Annotated in this window: 15 protein-coding genes; 8 read left to right on the forward strand and 7 right to left on the reverse strand. The window is 34.3% G+C overall.

The genetic code is table 11. From position 1 onward, the window contains the following. The first annotated feature begins 115 nt into the window (after positions 1–115). Complete coding sequence (gene galE / locus CEY12_RS00265; protein ID WP_089025784.1) at positions 116–1,138, forward strand: UDP-glucose 4-epimerase GalE; 1,023 nt, start codon at positions 116–118, stop codon at positions 1,136–1,138. A 77-nt stretch (positions 1,139–1,215) separates the two neighbouring features. Beyond that, on the forward strand, positions 1,216–1,656 hold the full coding sequence (locus CEY12_RS00270; protein WP_089025785.1) for an adenylyltransferase/cytidyltransferase family protein: 441 nt from the start codon (positions 1,216–1,218) through the stop codon (positions 1,654–1,656). A gap of 36 nt (positions 1,657–1,692) precedes the next feature. On the opposite strand, the gene CEY12_RS00275 is transcribed toward CEY12_RS00270, so the two are convergent. From CEY12_RS00275 to pnuC, 5 genes are all read right to left on the reverse strand, one after another. Then, positions 1,693–4,194, reverse strand: coding sequence for a TonB-dependent receptor (locus tag CEY12_RS00275; RefSeq protein ID WP_089025786.1), 2,502 nt, complete (start codon positions 4,192–4,194; stop codon positions 1,693–1,695). Positions 4,195–4,362: 168 nt separating this feature from the next. After that, entirely contained in the window at positions 4,363–5,388 is a 1,026-nt protein-coding gene (gene mltG, locus CEY12_RS00280; RefSeq protein WP_089025787.1) for an endolytic transglycosylase MltG, read from the reverse strand. A gap of 30 nt (positions 5,389–5,418) precedes the next feature. After that, entirely contained in the window at positions 5,419–6,186 is a 768-nt protein-coding gene (dapF, locus tag CEY12_RS00285) for a diaminopimelate epimerase (protein ID WP_089025788.1), read from the reverse strand. A 92-nt stretch (positions 6,187–6,278) separates the two neighbouring features. Then, positions 6,279–6,899: a hypothetical protein gene (locus CEY12_RS00290; protein ID WP_089025789.1), complete on the reverse strand. Its 621-nt coding sequence runs from the start codon at positions 6,897–6,899 to the stop codon at positions 6,279–6,281. A gap of 4 nt (positions 6,900–6,903) precedes the next feature. Next, positions 6,904–7,572 (reverse strand): nicotinamide riboside transporter PnuC, encoded by a 669-nt coding sequence (gene pnuC / locus CEY12_RS00295; RefSeq protein WP_089025790.1) that lies wholly within the window; start codon positions 7,570–7,572, stop codon positions 6,904–6,906. Between the two features lie 167 nt (positions 7,573–7,739). On the opposite strand from pnuC, the gene CEY12_RS00300 reads away from it, so the two are divergent. The 3 genes from CEY12_RS00300 (at position 7,740) to hemN (ending at position 11,959) form a co-directional block, all read left to right on the forward strand. Beyond that, on the forward strand, positions 7,740–9,263 hold the full coding sequence (locus CEY12_RS00300) for an amino acid permease (protein ID WP_089025791.1): 1,524 nt from the start codon (positions 7,740–7,742) through the stop codon (positions 9,261–9,263). 39 nt (positions 9,264–9,302) lie between these two features. Next, the gene (locus CEY12_RS00305; RefSeq protein ID WP_089025792.1) at positions 9,303–10,316 is read left to right on the forward strand and encodes a glycosyl hydrolase; all 1,014 of its coding nucleotides are present in this window, start codon (positions 9,303–9,305) and stop codon (positions 10,314–10,316) included. A 284-nt stretch (positions 10,317–10,600) separates the two neighbouring features. Beyond that, positions 10,601–11,959: an oxygen-independent coproporphyrinogen III oxidase gene (gene hemN / locus CEY12_RS00310; RefSeq protein WP_089025793.1), complete on the forward strand. Its 1,359-nt coding sequence runs from the start codon at positions 10,601–10,603 to the stop codon at positions 11,957–11,959. 76 nt (positions 11,960–12,035) lie between these two features. Here hemN and CEY12_RS00315 read toward each other — a convergent pair whose 3' ends face one another. Beyond that, positions 12,036–13,400, reverse strand: coding sequence for a PQQ-dependent sugar dehydrogenase (locus CEY12_RS00315; protein ID WP_089025794.1), 1,365 nt, complete (start codon positions 13,398–13,400; stop codon positions 12,036–12,038). 216 nt (positions 13,401–13,616) lie between these two features. On the opposite strand from CEY12_RS00315, the gene secD reads away from it, so the two are divergent. Then, positions 13,617–16,511: a protein translocase subunit SecD gene (secD, locus tag CEY12_RS00320; RefSeq protein WP_089025795.1), complete on the forward strand. Its 2,895-nt coding sequence runs from the start codon at positions 13,617–13,619 to the stop codon at positions 16,509–16,511. A gap of 275 nt (positions 16,512–16,786) precedes the next feature. Next, positions 16,787–18,013, forward strand: a complete 1,227-nt coding sequence (locus CEY12_RS00325) for a TCR/Tet family MFS transporter (RefSeq protein ID WP_089025796.1) — start codon at positions 16,787–16,789, stop codon at positions 18,011–18,013. Between the two features lie 81 nt (positions 18,014–18,094). On the opposite strand, the gene CEY12_RS00330 is transcribed toward CEY12_RS00325, so the two are convergent. Continuing rightward, positions 18,095–19,036, reverse strand: coding sequence for a hypothetical protein (locus tag CEY12_RS00330; protein WP_089025797.1), 942 nt, complete (start codon positions 19,034–19,036; stop codon positions 18,095–18,097). A gap of 224 nt (positions 19,037–19,260) precedes the next feature. Between CEY12_RS00330 and CEY12_RS00335 the strand changes: the two genes are divergently transcribed. After that, entirely contained in the window at positions 19,261–19,590 is a 330-nt protein-coding gene (locus CEY12_RS00335; protein WP_089025798.1) for a twin-arginine translocase TatA/TatE family subunit, read from the forward strand. Positions 19,591–19,592 lie beyond the last annotated feature (2 nt).

Here is a 19,592-nt window from a genome sequence, read left to right on the forward strand (position 1 = left end):
AATTTTTTATATCTCCTATCTGAATATTAAAAGTCAAGAAGATCAGAATAACGAAATAGAAAGTTTAGGACAAGACGAAGAATAAAAATTCAAAATATAAAAATATAAAACATAAATGGCAATACTGGTAACAGGAGGTCTTGGATATATAGGTTCTCACACTGTTGTAGAACTTCTTAATAATAACTTTGATGTTGTTATTGTAGATGATTTATCCAATTCAGAAAGATTTATTTTAAAAAATATAGAAGAAATTACAGGAAAGAAACCTGTTTTTTATCCTTTTGATTTAAAAAGAAAGGAACTTTTGACTCAGGTTTTTGATGCCCACCAAATTGATGGATGTATTAACTTTGCAGCTTCTAAGGCTGTCGGAGAAAGCCAGGTAATGCCGGTTGACTATTACGAGAATAATTTATTTTCTTTGATCAATATTCTTCAGGAATTTAAGAAAAGAGAAATTTCTAATTTTATTTTCAGCTCTTCATGTACTGTTTATGGGCAGGCAGACGTAATGCCTATAGATGAAAATACTCCCTTAAAGCTGCCAGAGAGTGTTTATGGGAAAACGAAACAGATGGGAGAGGAAATCATTAAAGATTTTGCGAATGCATACAAAAGAAAAGTTTCCCTATTAAGGTATTTTAACCCTATTGGGGCGCATCCCTCAGCAAAATTAGGGGAATTGCCAATTGGAGTTCCAAATAACCTAGTTCCTTATGTCATGCAGACAGCGGCTGGTATTCGTGAAAAACTGAATATCTGGGGCAATGATTATGATACTGAAGATGGAACACCGATACGTGATTACATTTATGTGGTCGATCTTGCTAAAGCGCATGTAGCAGCTCTGAAAAAATTAATGACAGATCATAATAACGATACTGTTATTGATATTTATAACCTTGGAACAGGAAAAGGTTCTTCTGTATTGGATGTGGTGAGTGCTTTTGAAGTTGCCAACGACGTAAAAGTTGCTTACCAGATTTGTGATAGAAGAGAAGGAGATATTACAGTGGCATATGCTAATGTTGATAAGGCTGAAAGTGAATTGGGCTGGAAATCTGAAACGAGCTTAGAGGAAGCTTTAAAAACAGTTTGGGAATGGCAAAAATATCTAAACTCCAGAAATTCGTAATAAATAAAACAAAATATTTTTTTTGATAAGAAATTTTTTAAAAGATTTCTATCTTAGATACGTTAAAATAGATTAATATGAAAACAGAAAGAATAGGGATCACATTCTCTTCATTTGACTTACTTCATGCAGGTCATATAAAAATGTTAGAAGAAGCAAAAACAATTTGCGACTATCTGATTGTTGGTTTACAAATTGACCCTTCTCATGATCGTCCAAATAAGAATAAGCCCACTCAGACCATTGTAGAAAGATATATTCAACTTAAAGCTGTAAATGCAGTAGATGAAATTATTCCTTATTACACAGAAGAAGATTTAGAAGATATTTTAAAGTCCTTCGTGATCGATGTACGAATTATTGGGGATGATTATTTGGATAGGGATTTTACAGGGAAAAAATACTGTGAAGAAAAAGGAATTGAAATCTATTATAACAAAAGAGATCATCGTTTTTCCTCCAGTGATTTAAGAAAAAGAATTTTCGAGGCAGAGAAAAATAAATTAGCTGTAAAATAAAAAAATCCCGATCTGCAGATCGGGATTTTTTTTGTATTACATTGGAGCTTGCTGGTCATCTCCGGCTGCATTGGAGTTAATGTCTTTTTTCTTTTTAGGCTGGTCTATCTTCTCACCCTGCTTAAATCTATAAGTTAAGGATAAAGCAAACTGTCTAGGCTGCCATTGCATATATGAATCTCTGGTAAAATCTGTGCCATAAGTTGTAGATCGCATTGCTCTAGTATTAAAGATATCCTGAATGTTGAAACCAATGGTTCCATTACCATTCCATATTGTTTTAGAAGCTCCAAAACTTATAGCGTACATATCCTTTCTATCCTGGCTCTGAGTTTTCTGTGCTCCTCTGTAAAAACCTTGAAGCTGGAAGTTGAAAGTCTTATCCACTTTAAAGGTAGAAGTAAGTCTGGCTCTGGTAGAGAAACCACTTCCATCAAAAGACATAGGTTTATCCATTGTTTTAGGATCGTAGAAAGTACCTGTAGTTTTATATCCAAATAAATCTACATTACCCATAAATTTTAGCCATTTTGTAGCATCCCAGTTAAAATTTAAATCTAAACCATAACGATCATCATTTCCAAGATTGATAGGCTTGGTGTGAAAAGTTGTTATATTATTAGTATCAACGGTTTTATAAACCAGCATTTTTACATCATCACTGGAATGTCTGTAATATAGCGTAGGGTTAATAGTAAAATTCTTTTTTGAAATGCTATATCCAAATTCGTAAGAATCTACATAGGACGGATTTAAGTCAATATTCCCATCAAAAATATTCTGGTTATCATTATAGCTTGGATTGGGTATCATAAAGAAAGAACGTGGACGGTCAATCCTTCTTGAATAGTTAACTAAAAATTGATTGTCCTTGGCAATTTCATAGCTTAAGAAAACGCTTGGAAAGAGATTGTTGTAATTCTTAGTTGTTTTTTGAGCACCACCAGCAAGATTTAGATAATCAATATCCACTTTAGAGATCTCATCTCTTAATCCCAGTTGATATCCAAGTTTTCCGATCTTGCTTTTGAACTGAAGATAAAATGCATTGAACATTTCTTTATAGGTGGCATTATATGAATAATCTTCCAGATAAGAATTAAGAGGATGAGATACAGTACTTTCCATAACCATATTGTTGTAGTTATTTCTGTTAACATCTATTCGATAACCGGCCTCTATTTTAGAATTCTCTCCAACGGGTAATTCGTAATCTGCTTTTCCAATGAATGATTTGTTAAGTGTCTTCTGGGTTACCAAATCTTGTAATTGGAAAACTCCATTATTGGTGTCTGATATATCTGTATCATTATTGGAACGGTTTCTTTGTAAGCTTGCTGATAAGGATAGGTTCTGACCTTTATCATCAAATTTATGATCTAAACCAAAGTCTCCTTGAAAGGCTAAATTATTACCATTTCCTGTATTCAGCCTTTGTCTGAAACCAGTTGTATTATTGGAGAAATAATCATTGTATGTAACATTACCATTAGTTTGATTATCAAAAGTTCTAACTGTTCCAGAAGCATTAATTGAAGTCTTATCAGTGATGTCATATATTACTCCTGCTGAAGCATTGTAGTTGTCATTTTTACTTTTTGTAATTGACTCATTATCGATTTGATTGGTAGTTCCACTACTAAAGAATGAATTGTTTCGGTTGGTATTTTTAGATTCCCTGTATCCACCACCACCATTTAGAAACCAATTAAACTTTCCCTTTCTCCAACTTAAATTTGTATTAAGAGAGGTTTGAGGAAGATATCCCAAATTTCCTATAACACTACCATTGAATCCCATTTTTTTATTTTTCTTCAAAATAATATTAAGAATACCTGCCGTTCCACTTGCTTCAAATTTCGAGGACGGGTTGGTTATCACTTCAATCCGTTCAATCTGATCAGCTGGAATACTTTGTAAAGCATTAGCTCCATCATCAATACCTAATAATGCAGAAGGCTTACCATTAATCAAAAATTTTACATTCGAACTTCCTCTCATAGAAACTGTACCATCGGTTTCTACAGATACGGAAGGTACATTTGATAATACATCCTGAAGGTTTCCTCCTTTACTAACAATATCCTGAGAAGGGTCATAAGTTCTTTTATCTAATTCTACTTTATACGGCTTTGCCTGCACGGTAATCGTTACTCCTTGTATATCCCCGGTTTTAAGATTGGTAGCGCTTTTTTCTGCTTCAATAGATAAAGCTCCAATATTTCCCGCAGCTGCAATTTGTTTATTAATTATGCTCTTTTTATAATCAATTGCTTCAATAGTGATATCGTAGTTTCCTGGTGCCAGATCGAGTTTGTACTGACCTTTCTCATCAGTTAGAGCTGCATCGCTGAATAATTTATTTTGTTTATTGCTAAAAGTAACTGAAGCATAAGGAACGGGTTGGCTGTTTTTACTGACAACTGTCCCGGAAATACCTACCTTCTCCTGGCCGAAAGCAAAAGCTGCCGCTGAAAGTACAAAAGTAAGCCCTAAGGTTTTTTTTGTGAAAATGTTAATGATTTCCGTCTTGTTCATAAGGTATTGTTTGTGTAAAATCGTGAAAATATAACTCTTATTATTGTGAAATTATTAATGATCTAAATTTCAAAATATTAAGATTGATTTATTGTTTGTAATGTATATGTCGCTTTTGGAGACTAAATGTTAATTACGAAATTGTTAAAATAAAGTTAAACTTGCTTTTTATTTTATATTTTTTGAATTAAGCCAGTTCTGATAGGCTTTTGCATTGATTGCATGCTCTTCAGCACTTGCTGTAAATTTGTGATAACCAAACCTTGCAGGATCAGCACACATGAATATATAGTTATTGTTTTCTGCATTAAGAACCGCATCCACTGAATTCTTATCTACCACGCATATTGGCCCCGGAGGAATACCTGCATTAGCATAAGTATTGTAAGGTGATGGAGTAGAGAGGTGTTTATACAGAACTCTTTTTATAGACTCTTTAAAATTTGTTTGCTTATTAATAGCATATATAACTGTAGGATCAGATTGTAATTTCATTCCTTTTCTATATCGGTTCAGATATAATCCTGCAATCGTTTTCATTTCATCTTTTTTTCCACCTGATTCTTTATATACAATAGATGCCAAAGCATAAATCTGATCTCTTGATAATCCCGACTGCTGTTCTTTATTTTTTCTTTCACTGTTCCAAAAATCATTATACTGGTTTTCAAATTTTTTAAAGAAATCCTTAGGGCTTACAGTCCAGAAAAAATTATAAGAATCGATAAAAAAATATTTTTTAAGATCTTCAGCACTATTATATCCCTTTTCCGTAGCAATGCTGTTAAGATCATTGACAAATCTTAATGAATCCAGTTCCGTTTTTTTAGTGACTTTACCAATCATCTGATAGATGTCTCCAAAATCACCTATTCTAAATGTATTCTCAGTTTGATTTCCTGCTTTGATCATATTTACGATGTTCGTATTACCTGTCCCATTTTGGATGTGGTAACGGCCCGGCTTAAGATGTTGTTCAAGATCTTTATCTTTTGCCACTGTTTCAAACGATTCTTTATTTTGTATATACGGACCAATAGAATCCAGGACTTGTTTAAACGTTGCCCCATGGGGAATTAAAACATATCCTTCTTTTTCTACGTTATTACCGTAATATGTATTATAAAATCTCAACCCAAAAAATCCCGCAACTGCTACAACAAGCAGTACGATAATGAGAATAATTTTTTTCATTATTAAATAATTGATTTAAAAGTTTTGTTTTTAAATAAGGTCAACCTTACCTCTAAAAACTTGTTTCGCTGGACCCTCCAACCAAATATTTTGGAATGAATTTCCGTCTTTTTCAGCGTAAACCTTGAGATTTCCACCTAAGGTTTTAACTTTTACAGAGATTAGATTGTTTTTTTGTAAAAAAGTTAAAGCAGATGCTGTAACTCCTGTTCCACAACTGTAGGTTTCGTCCTCAACGCCTCGTTCATAGGTTCTTACGAAAATTTCATCATCGGTAATTTTTTCAACAAAATTCACATTGATTCCTTTTTCTTTATAATTTTCCGAATTTCTGATCCCGTTTCCTTCCGCAAAGACGTTATAAGTAACAAGATCCTCAACGTATTTTACATAATGCGGTGAGCCTGTATTCATCACAGTATCATTTCCATCGTTAGAAATATTTTCAACATCAATCATTTTTAGCTTGATGATGCCATTACTTATTTCTGCATCATGTTCTCCATCTATTGCAATGAATTTACATTTATCTTCAAAAATATCCAGAAAAAAAGCAAAGGCAACCAGGCATCGGCCGCCGTTTCCACACATCGTGCTTTCACCACCATCAGAATTGTAGTAAACCATTTTGAAATCATACCTGTCATCATTTTCCAATAGAATAAGACCGTCTGCACCAATTCCGAAACGTCTGTCACAAAGCTTTTCGATAATTTCTTTATCTTTTGGAAACTGCAAATCACGATTATCTATCATTACAAAATCGTTTCCAGTGCCTTGATATTTATAAAATTCCATACTTTCTTTCTCTAAAAATAAACAAGCAAAATTAATGTATTTAAAATAAAAAACGAACAGTGTTTGCTGTTCGTTTTTGTTATTTAGAATGATTATCTTCTAAATCCGCTTCCGCTTGATCGATTAGAATTATCTTGCTGTTGCGGATTACTTTGGTTATTGCTTCTAAAGCCACTACCGCTATTTGTATTTACATTAGTATTAGAGTTTGATGAACTGTTGTTTCTAAACCCACTGTTGTTTTGAGGTCTTTCAGTGTTTTGCTGTGGAACATTTCTGTAACCACTTCCCTGATTGCTTTGATTGTTAGAGTTTGAATTTCTGAAACCACTGTTACCGTTGCTTCTGTTATTATAATTACTATTGTTATAATTGCTATTATTAGTACGTGTATTTTGAAGACCATTGTTGGGTCTCTGAGAAGTAATTGTTCCTCTTCTTTCTACATATACCTTTCTTCTGTTGTTATTGTTTCCATAGTAATAGTAAGGAGCACCGTTGTCGTAATAATAATTTACATCATTTCTGTAATAATATCCATCATTACCATAGTATCCTCCGCTTCCGTAGTATCCTGATGGAGCATAGTAATATCCATTATTATAATATGGATCTCCATAACCATTATTAGAATATCCATCTGCATAGGCTAAACAGGATGTTAAGCTCATTATAGTGAAAATACTAAACGTTATTTTTAACAAATTTTTCATGACTTTATTTTCTTTTTTCTTTAAAACTTTTTTTCCAATTGACGTATCCCATGATCGCCATTATAGTAAATACCAAATATTGAACCGAAGTGATTCCAAGACCCTTAAAAATCATCATAGGCATACAAATAAAATCTCCGATAATCCAGAAGATCCAGTTCTCAATGCGTTGTTTAGCCATAAACCACATACCGACTAAAAATATAGATGTTGTGAGAACATCCAGCCAATTAGCCCAATCCAGATGATATAACCCAAGATTAGTACCTGTCATTGAAAAATGATTATCTATATAAGGCTTATAATAATAAATAAGAGTAACCAATAATAAACTTATGACGAAAAGAAGAGAAGCAAATATCCACTCTTTTTTTGAAGCCCACGAAACCTCTACATGAATATGATCTTCAGAATTCCTAGCCCACAAGATCCACCCGTATATACTCATTGCTGTATAATATATATTGATCATACAATCGCCAAGCAATCCAAAGTTGAAAAGAATATAAACATATATTAATGTGGAAATAATACCTGTTGGGTATACCCAAATGTTCTTTTTAATTGAGAAATAAACACTAAGGATGCCGAAGATTGTTCCAGTACTTTCCAGCATGATTTGTAAAGCGGTATAGCCTTCATACGGCTTTACAAAGAGATCGTATAGATTCATGTGTTCAAAAATAAGCAAAAATTCAATATACCTGAAAAATGAGTTGAATAGTATGCTAATCAGTTTTTTATGTTCTTAAATATAAATTTAATAATGAAAGTTTATCAATAATTGTTAGTATTTGTAAATTTTTTATACTTTCGTAAATCTTAAATAAACAATAAAATATGTCAAAAATTTGGGTTAAAAAACCAATGAGCGCTTATGAAGCTGATATTAAGAAAAGCGAGCTGAAAAAAGTTCTTGGTAAATGGAGCTTGACGGCAATAGGAGTTGGTGCTATTATTGGGGGGGGGATCTTTGTTCTTACTGGAACCGGTGCTTATTTTCATGCAGGCCCAGCACTTGCAATTTCTTTTATAGTAGCAGGTATTGCTTGTATTTTTGCAGCGTTGTGTTATGCAGAATTTGCTTCCATTATTCCTGTTGAAGGTTCTGCATATGCTTATGCGTACGGAACTGTAGGTGAAATTTTTGCATGGGCAATGGGGTGGTGTCTTATTTTGGAATATGCCATGGCAAGTATGGCAGTTTCGGTAAGTTGGTCAGGATACTTTACCAAATTTTTGAAGATTTTCGGAATTCATTTACCTTCATATCTTACCTCTGATCCTGCAAGTTATACAGGAGAAGGGTTCTCTATGAATTTGCCAGCGTTTATTCTTGTTTTGCTGATTACTGCATTATTGGTAAAGGGAACAAAAGAAGCTGCTAGCGCAAATAATTTGATTGTCGTAATGAAAACTTCTGCTGTTATTTTTGTTATTATAGCAGGAGCTTATATAATTTTTTCTAGTCCTGAACTTTATAATGCTGCTGATGGGGTTAAAAACTGGAAGCCATTTATTCCAGATCAGACAATGATTAAAAACCCCGAAGGCCAAATGGTTTCTGCATATGGTCTTAAAGGGATTATTTCAGGAGCTGCGGCAATATTTTTTGCCTATATTGGTTTTGATGCTGTATCCACTCAGGCTGGAGAAGCGATTAACCCTAAGAAAGATGTACCTTTTGCTATCATCACTTCATTGTTAGTATGTACAGCTTTATATATTTGTGTATCTCTTGTATTAACTGGAATGATACATTATTCCGATTTCAATCCGGAAGGAAAATTTCCTGATGCGATTAAAGCTCCTGTAGCCTATGCTTTTGAAATTGCTGGAAAACACTGGGCCAGTAATGTTGTAACCATTGCCGCTACTGTAGGATTAATTTCTGTAGTAATGGTAATGATGATGGGACAATCGAGAATTTTTATCGGAATGTCAAAAGATGGGTTGATTCCTAAATTTTTTGGTGAACTTCACCCAAAAACAAAAACACCTTATAAGGGTATAATTTTACTAGGAATAGTAGTTGCATTTATCGCTGCACTTACTCCTATTTCTACCTTGGCTGACATGACAAGTTTTGGGACTTTATTTGCATTTACATTGGTTTGTATCGCAGTTTGGATCATGAGAAAAAAAGAACCGAACATTATACGACCATTCAAAGTGCCGGCTTATAAGATAATTGTTGGATTGGGAGTACTCATAAATGTATACTTGATCCTGAACCTAAGTACTCATGCATTAGAGCTTTCAGCTATTTGGTTATTCTTTGGAGGTTTGGTTTATTTCTTCTATGGAAGATCAAACAGCAAATTAAATAATCCTGAAAAATATCAAAATCAAAATAATAATTAATACATAACCCGCTTCGGCGGGTTTTTATTTTTGCATACTATGAAAAAAATATTCTCCTTATTATTTGCTTTTGTTGGAATGTTGATATTCTCTCAACAAATAGAAAGTTTTACAACAATTTTTAATGATAAAATAAGTATACGGGCTTTTCAGATTTGGGATCAAAAAATATGGTATACAGGAACAGGGACTAAATTTGGTTTTGTGGATTTAAAAGATTCTAAAAATCAAAAGCAGATTTTATTATCGGACAAGAAGTTAGAGTTCAGAACGCTGGCTCAAAATAAAAGTTCTTTTTATGCAATTAATGTTTTAAGCCCTGCTTATTTTTTTGAAATAGATAAGAAAGATCTGAAATCAAAAGTAGTATATCAGGATACCGTGAAAACGGCATTTTATGATGCTTTACATGTTGTGAATGATCATCTTGCCTATAGTTTTAGTGATTCTGATGATACTAATTCTTTAAAATTGGCTGTTTTAAAGAATGGAAAATGGGACTCATTTAAAAATGAAGTGGTTTTAAACAAAGGGGAAGCCGCTTTTGCAGCGAGTAACACCAATATAGCTTCCACTAAAAAATATGTTTGGATTGCTACGGGTGGGAAAGCCTCAAGAATATTAAGACTGAATTCTGCAACGGGAAAGATTGAAGTTTTTGATACACCTTTTATTCAGGGAGAATCTTCACAAGGAATGTATTCTATAGACTTCTACAACGATCAGTTTGGAATTGCAGTAGGAGGAGATTATACCAAACAGGCTGATAATATAAATAATATTGCCACGACAAATGACGGTGGAAAAACATGGCAAATTCAGGCATCAGGAGCTAATGCCGGTTATGCAACATGTGTGAAAATAAGACCAGGTTCCGGAGGAAAAGAAATACTTAGTGTGGGCGATCAGCACATCAGTTATTCTGCTGATTTCGGGAAAACATGGAAAAAGATCTCTGATGAAAAAAATCTGTATGTCTGCGAGTGGATAGATTGTAATTCTTTCGCAGTAGCGGGCAAAGATAGAATTGCGGTTGTGAAATTAAAATTTTAAATTTTCAGTATAGAGGATATCACTGATAATACTTCTGCTTATTGCATTCTTCAGTTTACCTTTGACGGGAATTTCGAATATAAAACAGAAGAATAATAGTTTTCTGCTTTAGTGGAAAAATAAGTTTAAAAGAAACTTTGCAGGCAGAGTATTTAGACTCATTATAAATTTCGAAAATAAACCCTAATATAATTCATGATTCAAAATTCATAAGTTATAGTTAATTTTGTAGAATGAAATTCTTTTTGAATTTCATTTGATCTATAAAAATTTAAAATTTTTAAATGAACTCTTTAATTGATAAATATAATATTCCAGGACCACGTTATACGTCTTATCCCACCGTTCCGTATTGGGATGAAAGTACATTTTCTCCAGAAAAATGGAAGGATAGTGTTATAAGGTCTTTTCATGAAAGTAATGCTGCGGAAGGAATTTCTATTTATATTCATTTGCCTTTTTGTGAGGCTCTTTGTACTTTTTGTGCATGTCATAAGCGCATTACCAAACAGCATAGCGTTGAAACCCCTTATCTTGAAAGTGTTTTAAAGGAATGGCAGCTTTATCTTCAGCTATTTGATGAGAAACCCAAATTAAAGGAACTTCACCTGGGGGGTGGAACTCCGACATTTTTCTCTCCTAAGAATTTAAAAGCTTTATTAGAAGGGATATTTGAAACCGTAGAAATTGCTGAACATCCAGAATTTTCTTTTGAAGGACATCCTAATAATACGACCAGAGAGCATCTTCAGACATTATATGACCTTGGCTTTAGAAGAGTAAGCTTTGGTGTGCAGGATTATGATCCAAAAGTTCAAAAAGCGATTAACAGGATTCAGCCTTTTGAAAAAGTAAAAGAAGTAACAGAATTGGCAAGAGAAATTGGATATGGAGGGATAAGCCATGATTTGGTTTTTGGACTTCCTCATCAGCATTGGGATGCCATGGAGTATACGATTCGCAAAACATTAGAATTGAAACCGGACCGACTAGCCTTCTACTCTTATGCACATGTTCCATGGGTAAAAGGAGTTGGGCAAAGAGGTTTTGATGAAAATGACCTGCCTAGTGGAGAGGAAAAAAGAAGATTGTATGAAGATGGGAAAAGCCTCTTGGAAGAACTGGGATACATTGAAGTTGGAATGGATCATTTCGCCTTAGAGCATGATGATTTATACCAGTCTTTAATCCAGAAAAAACTACACAGGAATTTTATGGGATATACATCAAGCAAAACCCAATTAATGGTAGGACTTGGAATGTCCTCAATTTCTGATTCCTGGTACGCCTTTGCCCAGAATGTAAAAACTGTTGAAGAATACCAGAAGATCGTTGAAGAAGGAGAAATTCCGGTGGTAAAAGGACATATTTTAAATCAGGAAGATTTAATTGTAAGAAGGCATATTTTAAATCTGATGTGCCAGCTGGAAACTACCTGGGATATTCAGAACTCTTTTCCTGAGTTAGATAATGCATTGGAAATGCTTAAGGAAATGGAAAAAGATGAGTTGGTGGAGATTAATGATCATCAAATAAAAATTACAGAAAAGGGGAGAGCCTTTACCCGAAATGTAGCGATGGTATTTGATCTTAGGATGATGCGAAATAAACCTGAAACCAGAATTTTTTCAATGACCATCTAATTAGTCCGATTTATATCTTTTCAAAGAATATTATAAAAGCCTCAACATAATCGATTGAGGCTTTGTTTTATGGGCTTTATTGGATTATTAGTTTTTGGCTGTAGGATTTTAGTTCCCCGGATTTTATGTTGATGTAATATACACCTGCAGGGAGTTTTGATATATCGATGCTGTTATCACTATTGATCTTCATCTGATCAAGAACTCTTCCTTCTGGGCTTATGATTTCGGTAGAAAAATTTTGATTTTTTAGCCCGCTAATGAATACTTTTTTAGAAGCAGGATTTGGATATATTTTTATTTTGCTTAAATTGTTGTTCTCTTGGGTAGAAAGTGTTCCGCTTGTAATTTTGTAAATTTTTCCACTATTAACAGCGGCTACGTATAATCCTTTCTGATTGTCCTGACCGAAGCTTGAAAAGCCGTTGCCAGGATATGCGGTACTCCATGTGATCGAGTTATCTGGGCTCAGTATTCCAATCTGATCAGAACAGTAATCTGCGAAAAAATATTTTCCCTGCAATGCAGGATAAAGATTTCCCCTGTAAACGTATCCTCCGGTTATGGAACATCTTCCTCCAGAATGATTATATACAGCCACCGGAAATGTCATCGTTGATGAACTTGCGCATCCGTTCGTATTGTAAGCTGTATTCCCCTCATAACATCTCCAGCCGTAATTAATTCCTGCTGTTGAGATAGGGTTTCTGTTGATTTCTTCAATCTGGCCCTGGCCAACATCAGCAATCATTGCATTTCCTGTGGTAAGATCAAAAGAAAATTTCCATGCATTTCTAAGGCCATAAGCCCACACTTCATCTGCACCATCAACTCCTACGAAAGGATTATCAGCAGGAATGTTGTACGCATTGGTTGAGTTGATGTCAATACGAAGCATTTTTCCGAGGAGAACATTTTTATTTTGTGAATTGTTATTAGGATCTCCTCCGCTGCCGCCGTCACCGGTTACGATCCATAAATTTCCATCAGGTGCAAAATGAATACTTCCACCATTATGGTTGTCAAATGGTTTTGGAATATTTAATATTATTTTTTCAGAAGCAGGATTGGCTACATTGGGATCAGAGCTACTTACTGTATATCGGGCAACCGTAATATTTCCCGTTGAAGTAGCATTGTAATACACAAAAAAATAACCATTTGTACTGTACTGTTGATGGAAAGCCAGTCCTAAAAGACCCCTTTCTCCGCCATAAAGAACTTTGCTGCTAATATTTAAAAAATTAGTAGCATTAATAGTCCCGGTAGGTTGAATAATTTTTATAATTCCGTTCTGCTGCACTGCGAATAACCGGCTGTCATTAGCATTAGTAATTTCGACTGGGCTAGTAAGCCCGCTTGCAAATTCTTCCAGATTTATAGACTGTGAATTAAGAAATAAGGAAGAAAAAATACTTGCCGTAAAAAGTAAAGTTTTCATAATATTTTGATATTTAGTGTATTGTGAAGTTAGTGAAAAACAGCTAGTAATCAAAATTTGAAAAATTAACAAATTATTGCCTTAAAATTGATAAATCTTAAATGGAAGTCAAGTTGTCGATATATCTGAAAATAAACCATTTCTGTTATTGAAAGTTCATAAAATATAAAGAAAATCATTATATTTGCCGACTTAATTTAACGTAGTTATAACAAAATGCAAGGAAAAGGACTTATTACAATTGTTGCTATTGTACTGGGGTTGATTTGCTTAAATGAGCTTATACCAACCTGGTACGCCAGCAAAATTGAATCGCAGATTGAAGCTGCGAACGGAAACGAGAAAGAGATCAAACGACTAAAAGAAGATACTCTTAATCTTGGTTATACAAAGCTTTATTATTCTAAAGCGAAAGACAAAGAAATGAAACTTGGTCTTGACTTGAAAGGAGGGATCAACGTTCTTTTGGAGATCAACCAAAGAGATTTAGTGAGTGATTTAACCAATTACTCTTCTAATCCTGTTCTAATCGAAGCTTTAAATAAAACTGACGAAGTTCAGAAAAATTCTACTAAAGCTTATGTTGATAATTTCTTCGATCAGTTTGAAGCACTTAACAAAGCAAAGGGAACAAATCTTAAACTTGCAGATCCGGAAATATTCGGAAACACTAATCTTACAGAGATTAAGTATAATACCACTGATGAGCAGGTAAAAAGTATTGTTAAAAGAAGAATTGATGCTTCTGTAGGTACTGCTTTTGAGGTCATCAGAACGAGAATTGATAAAATGGGGGCTGTACAGCCGAATGTTCAAAGAGTACCTGGAACCGCAAGGATTTCTGTTGAAATGCCTGGTATGAAAGACATTGATAAGGTTAAGAAAATGCTTCAGACTTCTGCAAAACTTCAGTTTTGGGAAGTACAGCAGGTTCCTGAAATTGGACCTTATTTCCAGACTTTAACTGCTATGATTGCAGCAAAAGGTGATTCTATGGGAGTTGCAAAGAATGTAAACTTCATGAATCTTTTGCATTTGGACAAGTTAAGAACCAATGGGGTTGCAAACATCAAATTGTCTGATACAGCGGTTGTCAATAAAATTTTAAATAGCAAAGTAGGTCAGGCTTTACGTCCTGCCAATATTAAATATACCCAATTCATGTGGGGTTACAAACCTGAAGCTACAGATCCTGAAAGTCTTGTATTGTATGCGATCAGAGGGAATATCAACCAAAAAGCACCTGTAGACGGTGCTGTTGAAACAGCTAGTATCAGTTATGACGAGCTGGGAAGAGTAGTGGTTGATATGCAGATGGATTCTAAAGGAGCTAAAGAATGGAAGACATTAACAGAAAAAAATGTTAATAAACCAGTTGCTGTAACTCTTGATAACAGAGTGTATACTGCTCCAAATGTTGTAAACGCTATTCCTAACGGTAGAACTCAGATCTCTGGTAACTTCTCTCAGGAAGAAGCTAAAGAATTGGTTGATGTATTAGGTGCAGGTAAATTACCAGCGGGAGCTAAAGTCGTTCAGGCTACACAGGTAGGACCTTCTCTAGGGCAGGAGTCTATCGATGCAGGGATGATTTCTTTCGGTATAGCATTTTTAGTAATTATTGTTTATATCATTTTCTATTATGGTGGTGCAGGTGTATTCGCTGTAATTGCAATGATCATTAACTTGTTCTACATTTTCGGAATTATGGATTCCGTAGATGCTACACTTACGCTTCCTGGTATTGCAGGTATTGTTCTTACAATGGCCATGGCAGTTGATACGAACGTAATTATCTATGAAAGAACCAAAGAAGAATTATTTGCAGGAAAGAGCATCTTGGAAGCCTATAAAGATGGTTTCAAACATGCTTTAAGTGCTATTGTTGATGGTCACTTAACTACATTATTAACTGCAGGAGTACTTTTCCTTTTTGGAACAGGACCTATTAAAGGTTTTGCTTTAACTTTAGGTATTGGTATCTTAATGACTTTCTTTACTTCGGTATTGATTTCAAGAACAATGATCTTCTCCAGATTAAATAAAGGAAAACAACTTTCTGTTTGGACTGCTCCTACGAAAAACCTATTCAGAAATACCTGGATTGACTTTATCGGAAAAAGAAGATATGCTTATATTATTTCTCTAGTATTAACAGTAATCAGTATTGGTTCAATTTTTATCCACGGATTTAAATATGGAATTGATTTTACCGGTGGTAGAAACTATGTGGTAAGATTTGATAAAGATGTAAATGCAGAAGATATTGAGCAGAATTTAGTGAAAATATTCAAAACTGAAGATGGTAAAAATTCTTCTGTTGAAGCTAAAACTTTTGGGAACTCAAAACAATTGAAGATCTCTACTGATTACCTTATTGATGATGAGTCTCTAAAAGCTGACCAGACTGTTGAGCAAAAATTATATGAAGGATTAAAGGCTAGCTTACCAGCTAAAATCTCTCTACATGATTTTAAATCTGCAGATAAAGACCATGCCGGGATTATTTCTTCTGAGAAAGTAGGACCTACGGTTGCAGATGATATTAAAACTCATGGTATTCTGGCTGTTGTTGCAGCTTTAGGGGGGATCTTTATTTATATCTTGATAAGATTTAGAAAATGGCAATTCTCTCTAGGTGCGGTAGCGGCATTGTTCCACGATGCGGTAATTATTTTGGGAACTTATTCATTGCTTCACAAATATATGCCGTTTAACATGGAAATCAATCAGGATTTCATTGCGGCTATCTTAACGGTACTAGGGTACTCTATTAATGATACGGTAATTATCTTTGATAGAATTAGAGAGTATTTAAGAGAGAAAAAATCTTTAACATTAGCAGGATTGTTTGATGATTCAATCTCTAGTACGCTAGGTAGAACATTTAACACTTCATTTACTACAATCCTTGTAATCTTGGCAATCTTCATCTTCGGTGGAGATAACTTAAGAGGATTTATGTTTGCAATGTTAATTGGTATCGGATTCGGTACTTATTCATCCATATTCATTGCTTCTGCTATTGCCTATGACTTCCTGAAGTCAGGGAAAGAGGAAGGTGTACATGGAAAAACGACTTCTAATAAAGAGGTCCTTGCTTCAAAATAACTATACTACAATAAATAAAAAAAAGCCTTTCATTTGAAAGGCTTTTTTTTATTTATTATAAAATTGAAAAATCGCTGAATTGAAAAATTGCTTTTATATTGGCTAAAACTTAGAATTCTCTATTTCTTCACCAAGTATAGAAGCCTTGGATCTCGAATCTTATAATTCATAACTCATAACCCGGAACTCGAACCTCGAACCGTAAATTTTCCGTTTATTAATTATTCATAATTTAGAATCATTACTGCAGTATATTTCGTTATTTTTGCAGAATTATGGAAAATTCAAGGAAAAAAGCTGCCATGAGCTTTATTTTTATAACGCTCTTAATTGATATCACGGGATGGGGGATCATTATTCCCGTTGTTCCTAAATTAATTGAGGAACTTATCCATGCTGATATCAGTGAAGCTGCCAAATATGGTGGCTGGCTTGGTTTTGCCTATGCATTTACACAGTTTATATTTTCTCCGGTAGTGGGAAATCTCAGTGATAAATTTGGACGAAGACCCATTATCTTAATATCCCTTTTTGGATTTTCGATAGATTATGTTTTACTTGCACTGGCACCAAGTATCTGGTGGCTGTTTTTAGGGAGAATTATAGCTGGAGTTACAGGAGCAAGTATTACGACTGCGAGTGCTTATATTGCTGATATTTCTACAGATGAAGACCGGGCAAAAAACTTTGGACTGATAGGAGCTGCTTTTGGTTTGGGATTTATTATTGGTCCTGTGCTGGGCGGTGTGTTAGGGCATTATGGTTCAAGGGTACCGTTCTATGCAGCAGCAGGTTTATGTCTGCTTAATTTCCTTTATGGTTATTTCATTCTTCCTGAAAGTTTGGATAAAGATAAGAGAAGGGAATTTAGCTGGAAACGTGCCAATCCTATAGGATCATTTAAATTTTTAGGAAAGCATCCTGAGATTTCAGGATTGATTGTAGCACTTATCTTAATTTATGTTGCAGGACATGCGGTACAGAGCAATTGGAGTTTCTATACAATGTATAAGTTCAGCTGGACAGAAAGAATGGTAGGGTTATCGCTTGGTGCTGTAGGTTTACTGGTAGGACTTGTTCAAGGGGGATTGATCCGGTGGACAACTCCGAGATTGGGAGAGCAGAAAAGCATTTATTATGGATTGGCTATGTATGCAATTGGCATGCTGTTGTTTGCTTTTGCTACCGAAGGATGGATGATGTTTGCATTCTTAATTCCTTACTGTTTAGGAGGGATTTGCGGACCTGCACTTCAGTCTGTAATTACGAAAAGTGTTCCTTCTAATGAGCAGGGAGAGCTTCAGGGAGCATTAACCAGTCTTATGAGTGCAACTGCGATTATTGGACCTCCTATGATGACGAATCTGTTTTATTATTTTACTCATGACGAAGCACCCTTTAAGTTTTCGGGAGCCCCTTTCTTTTTAGCATTTATTCTAATGGCAGTAAGTGTAGTTATTTCGTATTATGCTTTTCAAAAAAATAAAGAGATTAAGAAATAAGTATTTTGAAATAAAAAAAGACGGGAAATCAAATTTGATTTCCCGTCTTCAGTTGAAATACAATATAATTAAAATAATATGTTAAGGATATAGTGATTTAGTTCCATTGCTTACGATATTGCTTCCCAATCCTGAAAATGATACGGTAAAGTTACTGGAGTTAAAGCTTAAAGAACCTGTAGGTGTACACAGCCCAAGCGCATATCTGCATTGTCCGTAAGCACCGGTTTTCTTAAGTATTTTGCTTTCGCTTTTTGCTTTACCCAGGCTGATATTTCCCCAATCGCTTACATCAGCATTTGATACTGTAGATCCATTATAATAAATGGTAATTTTATATCCTGCTTCGCCTCTTTTAGATCCCCACAGCCATTTTGCAGTCCACCATTCTTTAAACCATTTAGAAAGTACCTTTGCCTGATTATTATTGGAAGTCTCAACCTGGCTGCCTCTTTCCATCATCACCAGCCCACCAAGAATATTATCCCATATAATTCCATCTTTATTATAGAAACATAGTGAGGTGAATTGTTCTCCTTTGTGAACCCATGTAATTTCAAGAACATCCGTGTTTATCTTCACTTCCTGTGCAATCACATCTGTCAAACCATTCTGAGCAGCGGATAAATCTTCTCCTGAAGTAAGGTTTCCTATTTTTCCTACTTTTACCGAATTTGGATCTACGATATTTCCGGAAGCGATATACGTTTCTTTACCTGAAATCAGATTTTTAGAGATAGCGATTCCTTTTTCAGTAGAAAGTTTTCCTAAAACTGTAATACCTGTAATTTGAAGATCAGTTTTCAGGTACTGTTCAAGATTCTTTTTAGAATCTTCTAATTGTACTTGTACTGTGCTTGCAAGGGTTTGAGATGAAGGAGATAATTCCTTTTTCAGATCAGATAAAGATTCTTTCTTTGCTGTGTTTTCCTGAAGAACTTCAGTAGTTTCATTTTGACAGCTGGTCAATGATAATACCATTGCCAGTGCAAAGAGCTTAAAAAAAGTTGTTAATTTTTTCATAGTTTAATATTTATAATTTTGTGAAAAATAAATCTAGTGAAAAAAAATAATATAATTCTTTATTAGGAGAATTAATTATTGGTTAATTTAAAATAACCGGAATGTTAATAAGATGAATAGGGTATAATTGAAAATATATAAAGGTCTACAGTAAAAAATCTTAAAATTTGTTTAAATTTTAGGTTTCTATATTGTATATGTATAATCTTTCGTAATTTTACCTCATGGAATTAAGCATTGGAGAAATGGCATTGATTGCTATTGCAATCGTTGTATTATTCGGACCGGATAAACTCCCTCAAATAGCGCGTGACTTAGGAGCAGGTGTAAGAAAAATGCGTGGAGCTGTAGAAGATATTAAAACCGAGATCATGAAAGAAACAGATAATCCTGTTTCTGAAATCAAGCGTGAGATTGAAAAAGTAAAAGATGCGGCAAAAGACTTTAATCCAATGAAGAATATTGAAAAAGATATTCTCACTGAACCATCTTCTGAACCTGCAAAACCAAAGCCTTCTGAAGACGAAACCTATGAGGGACCTGTAAGCAGATAATT

This window comes from Chryseobacterium sp. T16E-39, from assembly GCF_002216065.1.
Taxonomy (GTDB): Bacteria; Bacteroidota; Bacteroidia; order Flavobacteriales; family Weeksellaceae; genus Chryseobacterium.

Coding starts and splice junctions, on each gene's coding strand:
- galE (WP_089025784.1), top strand. CDS start 116: ATGGCAATACTGGTAACAGGAGGTCTTGGATATATAGGTTCTCACACT.
- CEY12_RS00270 (WP_089025785.1), top strand. CDS start 1,216: ATGAAAACAGAAAGAATAGGGATCACATTCTCTTCATTTGACTTACTT.
- CEY12_RS00275 (WP_089025786.1), bottom strand. CDS start 4,194: ATGAACAAGACGGAAATCATTAACATTTTCACAAAAAAAACCTTAGGG.
- mltG (WP_089025787.1), bottom strand. CDS start 5,388: ATGAAAAAAATTATTCTCATTATCGTACTGCTTGTTGTAGCAGTTGCG.
- dapF (WP_089025788.1), bottom strand. CDS start 6,186: ATGGAATTTTATAAATATCAAGGCACTGGAAACGATTTTGTAATGATA.
- CEY12_RS00290 (WP_089025789.1), bottom strand. CDS start 6,899: ATGAAAAATTTGTTAAAAATAACGTTTAGTATTTTCACTATAATGAGC.
- pnuC (WP_089025790.1), bottom strand. CDS start 7,572: ATGAATCTATACGATCTCTTTGTAAAGCCGTATGAAGGCTATACCGCT.
- CEY12_RS00300 (WP_089025791.1), top strand. CDS start 7,740: ATGTCAAAAATTTGGGTTAAAAAACCAATGAGCGCTTATGAAGCTGAT.
- CEY12_RS00305 (WP_089025792.1), top strand. CDS start 9,303: ATGAAAAAAATATTCTCCTTATTATTTGCTTTTGTTGGAATGTTGATA.
- hemN (WP_089025793.1), top strand. CDS start 10,601: ATGAACTCTTTAATTGATAAATATAATATTCCAGGACCACGTTATACG.
- CEY12_RS00315 (WP_089025794.1), bottom strand. CDS start 13,400: ATGAAAACTTTACTTTTTACGGCAAGTATTTTTTCTTCCTTATTTCTT.
- secD (WP_089025795.1), top strand. CDS start 13,617: ATGCAAGGAAAAGGACTTATTACAATTGTTGCTATTGTACTGGGGTTG.
- CEY12_RS00325 (WP_089025796.1), top strand. CDS start 16,787: ATGGAAAATTCAAGGAAAAAAGCTGCCATGAGCTTTATTTTTATAACG.
- CEY12_RS00330 (WP_089025797.1), bottom strand. CDS start 19,036: ATGAAAAAATTAACAACTTTTTTTAAGCTCTTTGCACTGGCAATGGTA.
- CEY12_RS00335 (WP_089025798.1), top strand. CDS start 19,261: ATGGAATTAAGCATTGGAGAAATGGCATTGATTGCTATTGCAATCGTT.